Annotated in this window: 10 protein-coding genes; 5 read left to right on the forward strand and 5 right to left on the reverse strand. The window is 68.9% G+C overall.

Annotation, left to right across the window (positions count from 1 at the left end; translation table 11 throughout):
* Window positions 1-6 precede the first annotated feature (6 nt).
* Complete coding sequence (locus AC07N1_RS14695) at window positions 7-618, forward strand: 2-hydroxychromene-2-carboxylate isomerase (RefSeq protein WP_494672488.1); 612 nt, start codon at window positions 7-9, stop codon at window positions 616-618.
* Between the two features lies 1 nt (window position 619).
* Entirely contained in the window at window positions 620-1,750 is a 1,131-nt protein-coding gene (locus AC07N1_RS14700) for an acyl-CoA dehydrogenase family protein (RefSeq protein WP_494672489.1), read from the forward strand.
* Here AC07N1_RS14700 and AC07N1_RS14705 read toward each other — a convergent pair.
* A complete protein-coding gene (locus AC07N1_RS14705; protein ID WP_494672490.1) occupies window positions 1,747-2,409 on the reverse strand; it encodes an O-methyltransferase in 663 nt (220 codons plus the stop codon). The two genes, AC07N1_RS14700 and AC07N1_RS14705, sit on opposite strands and share 4 nt — an antisense overlap.
* Window positions 2,410-2,501: 92 nt before the next feature.
* On the opposite strand from AC07N1_RS14705, the gene AC07N1_RS14710 reads away from it, so the two are divergent.
* From AC07N1_RS14710 to AC07N1_RS14720, 3 genes are all read left to right on the forward strand, one after another.
* Entirely contained in the window at window positions 2,502-3,140 is a 639-nt protein-coding gene (locus AC07N1_RS14710; RefSeq protein ID WP_494672491.1) for a TetR/AcrR family transcriptional regulator, read from the forward strand.
* Between the two features lie 57 nt (window positions 3,141-3,197).
* On the forward strand, window positions 3,198-3,701 hold the full coding sequence (locus tag AC07N1_RS14715; protein ID WP_494672492.1) for a pyridoxamine 5'-phosphate oxidase family protein: 504 nt from the start codon (window positions 3,198-3,200) through the stop codon (window positions 3,699-3,701).
* A gap of 333 nt (window positions 3,702-4,034) precedes the next feature.
* Window positions 4,035-4,733 (forward strand): Crp/Fnr family transcriptional regulator, encoded by a 699-nt coding sequence (locus AC07N1_RS14720; protein ID WP_494672493.1) that lies wholly within the window; start codon window positions 4,035-4,037, stop codon window positions 4,731-4,733.
* A 172-nt stretch (window positions 4,734-4,905) separates the two neighbouring features.
* On the opposite strand, the gene pyk is transcribed toward AC07N1_RS14720, so the two are convergent.
* The 4 genes from pyk to AC07N1_RS14740 all read right to left on the reverse strand — a co-directional run bounded on the left by pyk (window position 4,906) and on the right by AC07N1_RS14740 (window position 13,792).
* The gene (gene pyk, locus AC07N1_RS14725) at window positions 4,906-6,336 is read right to left on the reverse strand and encodes a pyruvate kinase (protein ID WP_494672494.1); all 1,431 of its coding nucleotides are present in this window, start codon (window positions 6,334-6,336) and stop codon (window positions 4,906-4,908) included.
* Between the two features lie 28 nt (window positions 6,337-6,364).
* Window positions 6,365-8,842 carry a glycoside hydrolase family 3 protein gene (locus AC07N1_RS14730; protein ID WP_494672495.1) on the reverse strand — a complete coding sequence of 826 codons (2,478 nt, stop codon included), beginning with the start codon at window positions 8,840-8,842 and terminating at the stop codon, window positions 6,365-6,367.
* A gap of 394 nt (window positions 8,843-9,236) precedes the next feature.
* On the reverse strand, window positions 9,237-10,745 hold the full coding sequence (locus tag AC07N1_RS14735; RefSeq protein WP_494672496.1) for a tryptophan halogenase family protein: 1,509 nt from the start codon (window positions 10,743-10,745) through the stop codon (window positions 9,237-9,239).
* 80 nt (window positions 10,746-10,825) lie between these two features.
* Window positions 10,826-13,792, reverse strand: coding sequence for a TonB-dependent receptor (locus AC07N1_RS14740; protein ID WP_494672497.1), 2,967 nt, complete (start codon window positions 13,790-13,792; stop codon window positions 10,826-10,828).
* Window positions 13,793-14,024: the final 232 nt, after the last annotated feature.

Below are 14,024 nucleotides of genomic sequence, written 5' to 3' on the forward strand. Positions count from 1 at the left end.
CGAACCATGATCGAGTTCTGGTACGAGTTCGCCTCCACCTACTCCTACCCCGCCGCCATGCGGGTGGAGGCCCTGGCCGAGCAGGCCGGGGTGGCGGTGCTGTGGCGGCCGTTCCTGGTCGGGCCGCTGTTCCACGAGCAGCAGGGCCTGACCGACAGCCCGTTCAACGCTTTTCCGGTCAAGGGCGACTACATGTGGCGCGACCTGGCGCGGGTCTGCGACCGCGAGGGCCTGCCGCTGCACCATCCCAGCCAGTTCCCGCGCAACGGGCTCCTCGCGGCCCGCATAGCGATCTGCGGGCTGGAGGACGGCTGGACGCCGGCCTTCAGCCGCGCCGTCTACCAGGCCAACTTCGTCGATGACCTCGACATCTCCGATCCAGAGGTCCTGGCGCCGCTGATCGCCGGCGTCGGGGCGGGACCTGAGCACGTCCTGGCCGCCGCCGGCTCGGCGCCGGTCAAGGACCGCCTGAAAGACCACGTCCGCCAGGCCCGAGAGCGCGGCCTGTTCGGCGCCCCTTCCTTCGTCACCGCTGACGGCGAGCTCTTCTGGGGCAACGACCGTCTCGAACAGGCCCTCGAATGGGCCGTCCGCCATCAAGACCCGGAGCAAGCCTGACATGGCCGTCCTGACCGAAGAACAGACGATGCTGCGCGACGCGGCCCGCAGCTGGGCCCAGGAAAGCGCCCCGGTCTCGGCCCTGCGCAAACTGCGCAACGAGGGCTCCAAGCAGAGCTTCGACCCGGCCGCCTGGGGCGAGATGGGACAGATGGGCTGGGCCGGCGTCGTCGTGCCCGAGGCCCATGAGGGCTCCGGCTTCGGCTATCTCGGTTTGGGCCTTATCCTGGAGGAGACCGGCAAGACCCTGGCCGCCTCCCCGCTCCTCTCCACCGCCCTGATCGCCGCCTCGGCGCTCGAACTCGGCGGCTCCGACGCCCAGAAGGCCGCCTGGCTGCCGAAGATCGCCGCCGGCGAGCTCGTCGCGTCCCTGGCCGTCGACGAGCACGCCCACCACAACCCGACGCGGATCGCCATGCTCGCCAGCGAAAAGGGCAATGGCTACAAGCTGAACGGAACGAAGACCTTCGTCCTCGACGGCGACGCCGCCGACCTGCTGATCGTCGCCGCCCGCGCCGAGGGAACCAGCGGCACGGACGGCGTCACCCTGTTCCTCGTGCCCGGCGACGCCAAGGGCGTCACCCGCACTCACCTGTCGCTGGCCGACAGCCGAGGCGCGGCCAGGATCACCTTCGACAATGTCGAAGTCGGCGCCGACGCCGTCCTCGGCCAGGAAGGCCACGGCTGGGCGATCCTCGAACCCGTGCTCGACCGCGCCTATGCGGGCCTGGCCGCCGAGATGCTCGGCACGGCCACGGCCGCCTTCGAGATCACCCTCGACTACCTGAAGACCCGCACCCAGTTCGGCCAGGTGATCGGGACCTTCCAGGCCCTGCAGCACCGCGCCGCCAAGTGGTTCACCGACCTGGAGACCACCCGCTCCTGCGTCGAGGCCGCGCTGGAGGCCTTCGACGCCGGCGCCGACAGCCGGGCTCTGGCCTCCCTCGCCAAGGCCAAGGCCAGCGAAGTGCTGCACCTGGCCTCTAACGAGATGGTCCAGATGCACGGCGGCATCGGCATGACCGACGAGCACGACGCAGGCCTCTACATCAAGCGCGCCCGCGTGGCCGAGGCCCTGTTCGGCGGGGCCGCGTTCCATCGCGACCGCTACGCCCGGCTGATGGGGTTCTAGAGCTTCATCGACAGCTCCACGTCCTCGGCGAACGGAACCGACAGGTAGCCCGACGCCGGGGCGCGGACCCGCACCAGGTAGTCCGGACTGTGGTCGGCGTTGTCGGCCACGACCAGGGCGCCCGGCCGCAGGCGGCTTTCGAGCAGGGCAAGGATCTCCGGATAGAGCGCCTTGGCGCCGTCCAGCAAAACCAGATCGATGGTTTCGGGCAGGTCGGAGGCCAGGGTCGTCAGCGCGTCCCCGGCGCGGATCTCTACCAGGTCGGCGAGGCCGCCGGCTTCCAGGTTGGCCTTCGCCCGCGCCACCTTGGACGGCTCGAACTCGCTAGTGATCAGGCGGCCGCCGCCGTTGTCGCGCAGGGCCGCGGCCAGATGCAGGGTCGAGATCCCGAACGAGGTTCCGAACTCGACGATCGCCGTCGCCCGCGCGCCGCGCGCCAGCATGTAGAGCAAAAGGCCCGTCTCGCGCGACACCGGCAGGGCGACGTCCTTCAGGCGGCCGTAAAGATCCAGATAGTCGCTCTTGCTGCGCATCAGGCGCTGGCGCTCGTCGGCCGACAGCGCGGCCACGGCGGGAATGCTCATCGGCGCCTCCTCGTCGGTCTCGGCGAACAGCCGCTCCAGCAGGGGCGCGATCGGGGCTTGGGTCAGGGTGGTCATTGGTGTTTCCGGCGTCTTGCGGCGCGTCGTTGCGCCGGCCCCGAAAATGCGAATAATCCGTCAGGTTTCCTATTCGCATTGCCCGGCCGCCGATGACCGCTCCGCCAAGCCCCCGGATTTCCTCGCGAAAACAGCCCCAGCAGGCCCGTTCGGCCGAGCTGGTCGCCGCCATTCTGGAGGCGGCGGTTCAGGTTCTGGCGAGGGAAGGCGCGGCGCGGTTCACGACCGCGCGGGTCGCGGAGAAGGCCGGGGTCAGCGTCGGCTCGGTCTATCAGTACTTCCCCAACAAGGCCGCGATCCTGTTTCGCCTGCAGAGCGACGAGTGGCGCGCGACGACGGCCATGCTGCGCGACATCCTGCAGGACCAGGCCCGTCCGCCGGCTCAGCGCCTGCGCGCCCTGGTCCACGCCTTCGTCCGTTCCGAGTGCGAGGAGGCGGCGATGCGCACCGCCCTGGCCGACGCCGCCCCGCTCTATCGCGACGCCCCCGAGGCGCGGGCCGCCAAGGAGGCCGGCGTGGGCATCGTCCACGGCTTCATGCGCGAGGCCCTGCCCGACGCCGCCGAGGCGACGCGCACCCTGGCCGGCGACCTCGTCACCACGACCCTGGCTCAGGTCGGCAAGAGCGTCTCCGAGGAACGCCGCACCGAAACCGAGATCACCGCCTGGGCCGACGCCATGGCCGACATGTTCGAGGCCTATCTCGCCCGGCTGAACCAGGCTTCACCCTAGGAACCGCCCTCCCCGCGACCGGTTCTCCTGCCCTACCCACAACGGCAGGAGCACGCCATGAGCACCGACCCCAACGACAAGGCCGCCGTCGAAAAGCGCCTCTGGAAGGAAATCGAGGACGCCCGCTTCGGCATGCTGGGCCTCGTCCACAGCCACCAGCACTTCCAGCCGATGACCGCCTTCGCCGAGCCGGAGGACGGCGCGATCTGGTTCTTCACCCGCGACGACACCGACCTGGCGCAAGCGGTCGTGGCCGACGGCGGCGACGCCATGTTCGTGGTCCAGGCCAAGGACGGCGACTTCCAGGCCTGCATCGGCGGCCGCCTGACCCGCCAGCACGACACGGCCCGCATCCAGCGCTGGTGGTCGCCCGTGGTCGCCGCCTGGTATCCCGACGGCAAGGACGACCCGCACCTGACCCTGCTGCGCCTCGACGCCCGCGACGCCGAGCTGTGGATATCCAAGGGCGGCGCCGTGCGCTTCGCCTGGGAGATCGCCAAGGCCAATCTCACCAACCAAACGCCCAACCTGGGCGATCGCGCCCATATCGGCATCGCCTGACGTCAGACGACGGACGATCCCAAAGAACAGGCCACGAAGCCAGGCCGCGCCGCCCGACGGCGCGGCCTTTTCGTTACGTCACCTTCCAGGCGTCCTTTGATTTCTCTGTAGTTTCAGGCTCGACCAACACACTCCGTCGGGAACCCGACATAGGCCATATAGTCGGAGCTATTGTAGGTCATACGGCCACAATATAGCCCCATCTCGATTTACTTCCGGCGGCGCCTGCATTGCGTCGGCTACCTGACAGCGCAGCACCCCAGTCCTGCCTATAGCTTGCAACCCTTGCCGCAAGCCGGCGTTCGATTCGCCATGACAGGGCCTCTACACCCCTTGAAGAACCGTCTGCTCGCTTCCCTGCCCCCCGAGGACTTCGGCTATATCGCCGTCCAGCTGTCCCATCAGGACCTGGAGAAGGGGAAGCTACTGTACGATCCCGGCGATCCGATCGACACGGTCTACTTCCCGCACGACTGCGTCATCTCGCTGATGACGCTGATGGACAACGGCGCGGCCATCGAGTCGGCCACCATCGGCCGCGAGGGCGGCCTCGGCCTGATGGCCGCGATCTCGCCGCGCCAGTCGTTGTCGCGCGCCATCGTCCAGGCGCCGGGCGGCGTCTCGCGGATCAGCGCCGCGGCCCTGCGCGAGGGCGTCGAGCGCAGCCCGGTGCTGCGCGATCTGATCGAGCGCCACAACGAGGCGCTGTTCGGCCACGCCATCCAGTCGGTGGCCTGCAACGCCCTGCACGCGGTGGAGGCGCGCTTCTGCCGCTGGCTGCTGGGCTTCCGCGACCGCATAGACGTCGACACCATAAGCCTGACCCAGGAATTCCTGGCCGACATGCTGGGCGTCCAGCGCACCACGGTCACCGCCGTGGCCGGCGCCCTGCAGGCCAAGGGCCTGATCCGCTACCGCCGCGGCGTCGTCGACATCCTCGACCGCCCGGGCCTCGAGGCCATCGCCTGCGAGTGCTACGGCGCGGTGCGGAAGGGCTATGAGCGGCTGCTGCCGGAACCGTTCGGCTCCTGATCCTTCTCCCCTTGCGGGAGAAGGTGTCGGCGCCAGCCGACGGATGAGGGGTCTCTCAAACGCAAAACGCCGCGACAGCCGATCAGCTGTCGCGGCGTTTCTGTACGTGCAACCCCTCACACGACCTCGCTCCGCGAGGCCACCCTCTCCCGCAAGGGGAGAGGGATCGGGATCAGCGCTTGCGCACCGGGAACGGCGCGTGGGTCAGGCGCAGCAGGTTGGCCGCGCCGGGGGCGCCGAAGGGCGTGCCGGCGACGATCAGGATGCGCTCTCCGGGCTTGGCCAGCCCCAGCTCCAGGGCCCGGGCGGCGGCGTCGGTGGTGACGACCTCCAGGCTGTCGGGCTGGGCGCTGACGCGCGGCTCGACGCCCCAAACCAGGGCCATGCGACGCACGGCCTCGATCTTCGGCGACAGGGCCAGCACCGGCTGCAAGGGCCGCTCGCGGGCCAGGCGCCGGGCCGTCGCGCCCGTGGTGGTGAAGGCCACCAGGCACTTGGTCGAGCCCGACTTGGCCGCGCCGGCGGCCGCGACCACCAGCACGTCGGCGTCCTCGTCGACGTGCGGCTGCTCGGCCTGCATCAGCTCGGGCCAGCGCGGGTCGCGTTCGACGCGCTCGATGATGCGGTTCATCATCGCCACCGACTCTTCGGGATAGTCGCCGGCCGCGCTCTCGGCCGACAGCATCACCGCGTCCGCGCCCTCGTAGACGGCGTTGGCGACGTCCGAGGCCTCGGCCCTGGTCGGGGTCGGCGAGCTGGTCATCGACTCCAGCATCTGGGTGGCGACGATCACCGGGATGCCGCGCTCACGCGCCGCCCGCAGGATTTCCTTCTGCGCCACCGGCACCTCTTCGGGGGCCATTTCGACACCGAGGTCGCCACGGGCCACCATCACGCCGTCGCAGAGGTCGAGGATCGGACCCAGGGTCTGGAGCGCCTGGGGCTTTTCGATCTTGGCCAGCACCGCGGCGCGGCCTTCGACGATGCGGCGCAGCTCGGCCATGTCTTCCGGCGCCTGCACGAACGACAGGGCGATCCAGTCGACGCCCAGACGCAGGGCGAAGGCCAGGTCCTCGCGGTCCTTCGGCGTCAGGGGCGACATCGGGATGATGACGTCCGGCACCGCCACGCCCTTGCGCTCCGACAGCTTGCCGCCGTTGACGACCGTGGTGTTGGCGAAGCCGGGGCCGGCCTCGTTCACGGTCATCCGCAGCTTGCCGTCGTCGAGCAGCAGGGTCGCGCCCGGCTTCATCGCCGTCAGGATCTCGGGGTGGGGAAGATGAACCCGCGTCTCGTCGCCCGGGGTCGGGTCGGAATCGAACCGGAAGGCCTGGCCGGGCTTCAGCTGAACCGGACCGTCGGCGAACTTGCCGACGCGCAGCTTGGGCCCTTGCAGGTCGGCCAGGATGCCCAAGGGACGACCGACCTCCGCCTCCGCCGCGCGGATGGCGGCGTAGACGGCGGCGTGGGTCTCGTGGGCGCCGTGGCTGAAGTTCAGCCGGAACACGTCGGCGCCGGCCTTGGCCAGCTTGACGATCATTTCCGGTGAGGCCGAGGCCGGACCGATGGTGGCGACGATGCGGGAACGACGCGCGCGGATCATGCGGCCGCTCCTTTGTTATTTTTGGGGGTTATTTGGGACAGAAAGCGTCGCCCTCGTTGGACGCCAACTGGATTTCGGTGAGCGAAATCGTCAGCGGCCCCGAGGTGCTCAGGCCGAACGGAGAGGAAACGTGCGCCATTTGGGCGCCCGCCGCCTGGAAACAGGAAAGTTTGATCTTGGCTGTACGCCATTCGCTGTTTTTCAAACCTGACAACGTTGACGTTACGTCTAGCCGTCCACCGCAGGATTCGCCACAACCGACAGTCAGATAAACCGGCGCCGTCGGCGCCTTGTCGACCCGCCAGCGCACCATCACCGCCATGTCGCCGGTTGTCTGGCGCGACAGGTCCACGGGCGGCCCCTGCACGGCCAGCAGGCCTTCGCCCTCGCCGGTCCAGGTCGCCTGGCGGCCGTTCTCCTGGGCGTCGGCGTCGATTGTCTTGACCGCCCCCGCGCCCGAGAAGCTCAGCATCCACGGCGCCGGAACGCGGCCGGCCACGAAATAGCGGTCGACGCTGGCGGCGGTTCCCAGGTCTCCGGCGCTCTCCGACAGCTCCCCCACCTTGGCCGGCTTGGCGTAGGATAGGCCATAGCCGTAGGCGAACTGCGGGTCGTAGCCGCTCTGGCCGCGGTTCAGCGGACCCTGGTCGGCGCGCTTGGGCCAGCTGAACGACAGCTTGCCGGTGAAGTCGCGTTTGGACTTGCCGTCCTTGCCCGCCACCAGCACGTCGGCGACGCCGCCGCCTTCCGAGCCCGGCAGCCAGGCCGCCACGAAGGCGTCCGAAGCGTTGATCTCCGGGTTGGTCCACAGCGGACGGCCCGACAGGAACACGGCCACGACCGGGATCCCCTGCGCCTTCAACTTCTTCAGCAGCTCCAGGTCGGTCTTGCCGTTGGGCTGATAGGCGAGGTTGGCCACGTCGCCCTGGAACTCGGCGTAGGGGTCCTCGCCGAACACCACGATGGCCACGTCCGGCTTGGCTCCGGCGAACTTGCCGTCCTTGGCCAGGGTCGCCTTGCCGCCGGCGGCCTCGACCGCCTCCTTCAGCCCGCCCCAGATCGACTGGCCGTGCGGGAAGTCGGCATTGGTGTTGCCTGTGCCCTGCCAGGTCAGGGTCCAGCCGCCCGAGGCCTTGCCGATGTCGTCGGCGGCGCCGGCCACCAGCACGTTCGCTCCTGATTTGATCGGCAGCACGCCGTCGTTCTTCAACAGCACCAGCGACTTGGCCACCGCCTCGCGGGCCACCGCGCGGTGATCGGCCGAGCCCAGCCGGTCGAACTTGCCCTGAACCTGCGGCGCGACGCGGTCGAACAGGCCCGCCTTGACCTTCACCCGCAGGATGCGGCGAACGGCGTCGTCCAGCCGCGCCATCGGGATCTCGCCCGACTTCACCTGCTTCAGCGTGTTCTCGTAGAGGCCCTTCCAGCTGTCGGGGGCCATGTACATGTCCAGGCCCGCGTTCATCGCCTGCGGGCACGAGACGTTCGAGCAGCCCTCGAGCTGGCCGTGGGCGTTCCAGTCGCTGACCACGAAGCCCTCGAAGCCCAGCCGGCCCTTCAGCACGTCGGTGATCAGGGTCTTGTTGCCGGTGATCTTCTGGCTGTTCCAGCTGGAGAACGAGGCCATCACCGTCAGGATGCCGGCGTCGATGCTGGGCGGATAGCCCTGGGCGTGAATGGCCACCAGCTCCTGCTCGGAGATCAGGGCGTCGCCCTGGTCGCGGCCGTCATGCGTGCCGCCGTCGGCGAGGAAGTGCTTGGCGCTGCCGGCGATGCGGCCCGGCGCGATCGGTTTGCCGGCCACGAGCCTGCCCTGCAGGCCCAGCGTCATCGGACCCGAATAGCTGGCGACAATCTCCGGATCCTCGCCATATCCCTCGTAGCTGCGGCCCCAGCGGTCGTCGCGGGGCACGGCCACCGTCGGGCCGAAGGTCCAGTCGCCGCCGGCCACGGCCACCTCTTCGGCGGTCGCCTGGCCGATGCGCTCGATCAGGGCCGGGTCGCGCATCGCGCCCAGGCCCACATTGTGCGGGAAGATCGTCGCGCCGACGATGTTGTTATGGCCGTGCACGGCGTCGATGCCGAACAGCAGCGGGATCGGTGTACGGCCCGGACGCTTGGCCAGGGCTTCCTTGCGGTAGGCGTCGATCAGGTCGGTCCAGGCCTTGGGCGTGGCGCGGTCGTTGCCGTCGGGCGCCGAGTTGCCGCCGGCCAGGATCGAGCCCAGCGGATAGGTCGCCAGGTCGGCCGGGGTCATCGAGGCGATGTCGCCCTGGATCGTCTGGCCGACCTTCTCCTCGACGCTCATCTTCTTCATCAGGTCGGTGATGAAGGCTTCCGTCTTGGCGTCGGTGATGCTGGCCGGGCTCTTGGCCGCCGGCCAGGCCTCGGGGTGGGCGGTCGTCTGCGGGGTGGTCGCGATCAGGGGCTGGGCCAGCACGGGCGCGGCGAGGCCCACGGCCAGGGCCGGCAACGAGACGCGAAGAAGCAGGCGACGAAGGTTCATGACGGGGCCCCTGGAGGAGAAGAACTGAAAGCGGAAAAGAACGGCGCGGCGGATCCGCCGCGCCGTAGTGGGAGCAACCCCTTGCAGGAGGGGTCTCCAGAGGTTCGCCCGACGACCGGGGGGGACCGGCGGCCGTCGGGCGTCATCCCCGCCGACGCAGGACGCCGACGCTGGAGCGGGATGAAAACGATGCACTCAGGAGGGTCGGGCGCGGTTTCGCGCCGCACGGCCCCAACGGTTTCCTTCCCTTGTTTCTTTTCGATCCGCCGCGCCGAGGGCCTGTCGAGACACTCGGCGATAGCGGTCACATTCGTCAGACACCATGAATTGACAGCGCTGTCCATCCTCTTTCGGCGTCCACGAAAACCTCCGCGCCGGATCGCCTTTTCGCTGTTCAAGCCGCCGGCCGGGCCCGCGCGGCGATGGCGTCGAGCACCGCGTCGTGGGTCGCCGCCTCTGCCACGCCCTGCGCCACCCTGCCCCGCCAGCCGGCCAGCCCGGCCCGCGTTTCGGAGAGGCTGGAGAAGTTCACCAGCGGGTCATGAGCCGCCGGCCGCACGCCCATCCCCTCCAGCACGTAGAACCAGGAGAGATCGGTGAAGAGCTCGCCCGGCCGGAACGGGATGCGCCCCGTGCCGCGATAGAGCTCCAGCCGCTCGGCGAGGCTGTCGGGGATCGCCGCCGTCCGCTCGCGCCAGAACGGCTCGTCGCGGCGGGTCGGCTGGTAGTGCAGCACGATGAAGTCGCGCGCGGCCTCGTATTCGGCGATCAGCCCGGTGTTGTAGGCGGCGATGTTGGCCGGGTCGAAATCCTTGTCGGGGAAGTGGTCCAGCAGCTTCATCAGGCCGCTGGTCACGAAGTGGATGCTGGTCGACTCCAGCGGCTCGATGAAGCCCGACGCCAGGCCCAGGGCCACGACGTTGCGGCTCCAGAACGCCTTGCGGCGGCCGCCGGTGAACCGCAGGAAGCGAGGCTCCGACAGCAGGGGTCCGGCCTCGCGGGTAAGATCGGCCAGGGCCTCGTCGTCGCCGACATGGGCGCTGGAATAGACATAGCCGTTGCCGGTGCGGTGGCGCAGCGGGATCCGCCAGCGCCAGCCGGCCGGCCGCGCGGCGGCCTGGGTGAAGGGCGGCGGGTTCGGGTCGCGCGCCGTCAGGCCAGCCACCGCCCGGTCGCAGGGCAGCCAGCGGCTCCAGTCCTCGTAGCCGGTCTTCAGCGCCTCCTCGATCAGCACGCCGCGAAAACCGCTGCAGTCGATGAAGAGGTCGGCCGACAGATGGCCGCCGCCCTTCAGCGCCAGGGCCTCGACGAAGCCGTCGTCGCGCAGCACCGCGCCCTCGACCTTGCGTTCCAGCCGCTTTACGCCGCGCCGCTCCGACCAGGTCCGCAGGAAGCGCGCCACCAGGCCGGCGTCGAAATGCAGGGCGTGGCGCAGGCCGCCGCTCGGCCCCACGCCTCCGGCGCGAGGATCGGCGAAGGCCATCCTGCCGGCGTCGCCCAGGGCGGCCGACAGGTTGTAGGCCTCGACGCGGGGATCATCGCCCGCCGCCCGCAGCCGGTGCCACATGTTGTGGAAGGGCCGCCGGTCGATCGTGGGGCCGAAGGTCCCGAACGGATGCCAGTAGCGCTCGCCGGGCGTGGTCCAGTCGTCGAAGCGGATGCCCAGCTTGAAGGTCGCCTCGGTGGCGACCATGAACTCGGCCTGGTCGATCTCCAGCAGCCGCAGGAAATCGACGATCGGCGGAATGGTGGCTTCGCCAACCCCCACGGTCGGGATGTCAGCGCTTTCTACCAAGGTGATCGAGGTTCCCGTCCCGCGCAGCACCTGGGCCAGCACCGCCGCGGCCATCCAGCCCGCCGTGCCGCCGCCCAGAATGGCGATGGAGCCGATCGCGCGATCCATGCCGCCCTCCTCCGCTTGCTCTCAGGAAGACAGAAAAGAACGCCGGCGGCGGCTTGCAGCCCGCCGCCGGCGCAGGGTGGTTAGAGGCCGAGCTTGAACCGCGCGCCCAGCACGATCCGGCGGTCGCCGGTGGCGTAGCGGAACGGCAGGTTCTCCCACTGCAGGTAACGGCCGGTGGGCTCCTCGGTCAGGTTGATGCCTTCCAGCACGATCTTGATCGCCGGGGTCACCGCATAGCCGACCTGGGCGTCGAGCTGGCCATAGGCCCGCTCCCAGGTGCCCAGGCTGTGACGGTCGGCGCCCGAGCCGAACGAGAAGTCGCCCTGGTAGCTCTTGTCGCGCCAGGCGTAGGACACCCGGGCCTCGAAGCCGTGGCCTTCGTAGTAGCCCTGCAGGTTGAAGGCGTGCTTGGCGACGCCCGGGATCGGCAGGTTGTCGTCGTAGTCGTTCGACTTCGAGGTCTCGGAGTCGGAGTAGGTGTAGTTGGCGTTGAAGCCGAACCCGTTGTCGAAGGCGTACTGGGCGGCCAGTTCGACGCCCTTGATGCTGCCGCCGTCGCCGTTCACCGGGGCGGTGTAGACGCCCAGGGTCGCGCCCTCGACCGAGCCGTCGGCCACGGTGCGCGGCACGGTGTCGGTCTGGATGAACGAGTCCACGCTCTTGTAGAAGAACGCCCCCGAGATGATGCCGCTGGCGCCGATGTAGCGCTCATAGGCGATGTCGAACTGCGAGGCGCGGTACGGGTCGAGGTCCGGGTTGCCGCCGCTGCCGTTGGTGTAGAGGAAGCGGTTGAGGTTCGGACCCGGCGTCGAGCTGCGGGTGAAGTTGAAGGCCGAGCCCTGGCCCAGCTGGAACAGGTCCTGGCGGGACACGACGCGGGCCGCCGAGACGCGCACCTTGTCGGTGTCGTTGATGTCGAACACCGCGCTCGCGCTGGGCAGGACGTCGGTATATTCGCGCGTCGTCTTGATGGCGTCCGGATTGGCGATGACGCCGTTCCAGCTGTCGGTGCCCCAGTACCAGGGCGAGGTCGGGGTGCCGCTGGAGTCAATGGTCAGCTCGGTGCGGACCACGCGGACGCCGGCGTTGACGTGATAGCTGTCGTCACGCCCGCCCAGGTCGACCATGCCGTAGCCGGTCGTCGTGCGCTCCTTGATCCGGAACGACTGGATCGGGTCGGCGAACTTCTTGAACGGCGTCGAGGGATAGAGGGCCGACAGCCAGGCCGTCGGGTTGCTCATCTGGCTGCGGTTCTGGAACAGCGCGGTGATGCCGCCCACGGTCAGGGTCTCGAACCTGCCAGGCGTGGTGGCCGCGGTCTGGTAGGGCGTGATCAGGGCCGGCGAAGCGCCGAAGCGGCCGTCGTCGGTGGCCGTCTGGCCGCAGTTGGGACGTCCCGCCGTGCCGGCCGGCAGGCCGCACGACTTGAAGCCGATGGCCCCGTCCTGGAAGTAGCCATAGGGGGTCCAGTCGCCCAGGCCCAGGGCATGGGCGTTCAGCTCGCCCTTGCCCGAATAGTCGGCCAGCAGCTGCCAGAACTCGGAGTCGATCTTGCGTTCGGCGTAGCGCACGCCGGCGCTCAGCACGAGGTCGCCGCTCTCGCCGAATTCAGGGCGGTACTTCAGGTCGCCGCGGATCGAGGTGTTGTCGATCTGGGTGTCTTCACCGAACACCCAGTGCGACTTGGCGAACACGCTCGACGGCGTGGTGAACTGCGCCGCGTTGGCCGGGGTGAACTTCGGATTGTCGCCGTTGGCGTAGCTGTAGGTGAAGGTCGCCGGGGCGGTGGCGTTGGGCACCAGGCCCGCCGCCGTGCCGTTGCGCACGGTGTATTGGGTGTAGCGCACGTCGGCGTTGGCGCTGGAGCTCTGGTAGTCGGCGGTCGAATAGGCACCGCGCACGCTGCCGGTCAGCCGCCCGCCGTTGTCCCAGTTCAGGGCGACCTGGAAGTTGTCGGTCTTGGCCTCGGCGTTCTGGAAGTACGAGGTGCCTTCGGCCGAGTTGGCGGTCACCGTGCCCGACTGCAGCACGCCGTTGCCGTCGACGCTGGCGCCGGCCGCATAGGTGGCGTTCTCGTTGGCGAACGGGAACTTGATCGAGGATTCGCTGGTCTTGATCTTCAGGTCCGAGTGGAACCAGTCGCCGGTCAGCTGCAGGGCGTCGGTCACCGCGAAGTCGAGGTTCAGCGAGGCGCCGAGGCGCTTGCGGTCCAGGTCGCGATAGGTGGCGTAGCGGTATTCCGGCGACCACACGTCAAGGGTCGCGCCGCCGGCCACGGGACGGTCGTTATAGGCCCAGCCGCCGCGGTTCTCGCCGCCCAGCACGTCGGTGTGGGTCTCGGTCTTGTCGTACGAGATCGTGCCCAGCACGGCGAAGCGGTCGCTGAACTTGTAGCCCAGCACCAGCGAGCCGGTCGGGTTCCAGTCGGTGTCGCCGGCCTTGTTGCCGCGCAGGTCGCCGGCGATGGTGATGTCGTCGCGCAGGGACCGGGCGTTGCGGGTCTTCAGGTTGATGATGCCGCCCAGGCCGCCTTCCAGCAGCGAGGCGTCGGGCGACTTGTAGACGTCGACCCCACCGATCAGCTCGGACGGAATGCCTTCCAGCGAGTTGGTCTGGTTGATCTTGCCTTCACCGAGACGGAAAAGCTCCAGGCCCGAGACGAAGATGTCGTTGTTGAGCACCGTGACGTTCTGGTCGAGGCCGCGGATGCGGACCTTCGTGCCCTGGCCGTTCTCGCGGTCGATCTGCACGCCGGGCAGGCGCTGCAGCGATTCGGCGATGTTCTGGTCGGGGAACTTGCCCATGTCCTCGGCGGTGACCGACTCGATGATCAGGTTCGAGTTCTTCTTGGCGTTCAGCGCGCTCTGCAGCGAGGCGCGGAAGCCGGTGACGATCACGGCCTCAACTTCTGATGGTTCCTGCGCCGCGGCCGGAGCCGCCGCATCGGTGGCCGCGGTCTGGGCCATGGCCTGGCCCGCGCCCAGCAGGACGACCGTGGAGGCCGCCGCCATCAGCGCGGCCCTGGTCGCGTAAGTCTTCGAAATCATGAGCATTCCCCTAGGTTACGGCCGCAGAGAGCCGATCTCCGCCGACAGCGTCGACGCAGTGAGTTCGCCAAGTTTTTCGGGATGCCTTGCGCATCCTCCCTTGTTCTCCGGCCCTTCTCGGGAGCCGGCGACTGCAACCTATGAGTAATGCGACAGCGCTGTCAATGGACAACGCTGTCAACCACGTAACAAAATTCGCTTTCCGTAATTGTGTGATTTATCGGCTGAAAGG

This window comes from Caulobacter sp. GW821-FHT09B11, from assembly GCF_059418205.1.

Coding starts and splice junctions, on each gene's coding strand:
- AC07N1_RS14695 (WP_494672488.1), top strand. CDS start 7: ATGATCGAGTTCTGGTACGAGTTCGCCTCCACCTACTCCTACCCCGCC.
- AC07N1_RS14700 (WP_494672489.1), top strand. CDS start 620: ATGGCCGTCCTGACCGAAGAACAGACGATGCTGCGCGACGCGGCCCGC.
- AC07N1_RS14705 (WP_494672490.1), bottom strand. CDS start 2,409: ATGACCACCCTGACCCAAGCCCCGATCGCGCCCCTGCTGGAGCGGCTG.
- AC07N1_RS14710 (WP_494672491.1), top strand. CDS start 2,502: ATGACCGCTCCGCCAAGCCCCCGGATTTCCTCGCGAAAACAGCCCCAG.
- AC07N1_RS14715 (WP_494672492.1), top strand. CDS start 3,198: ATGAGCACCGACCCCAACGACAAGGCCGCCGTCGAAAAGCGCCTCTGG.
- pyk (WP_494672494.1), bottom strand. CDS start 6,336: ATGATCCGCGCGCGTCGTTCCCGCATCGTCGCCACCATCGGTCCGGCC.
- AC07N1_RS14730 (WP_494672495.1), bottom strand. CDS start 8,842: ATGAACCTTCGTCGCCTGCTTCTTCGCGTCTCGTTGCCGGCCCTGGCC.
- AC07N1_RS14735 (WP_494672496.1), bottom strand. CDS start 10,745: ATGGATCGCGCGATCGGCTCCATCGCCATTCTGGGCGGCGGCACGGCG.
- AC07N1_RS14740 (WP_494672497.1), bottom strand. CDS start 13,792: ATGATTTCGAAGACTTACGCGACCAGGGCCGCGCTGATGGCGGCGGCC.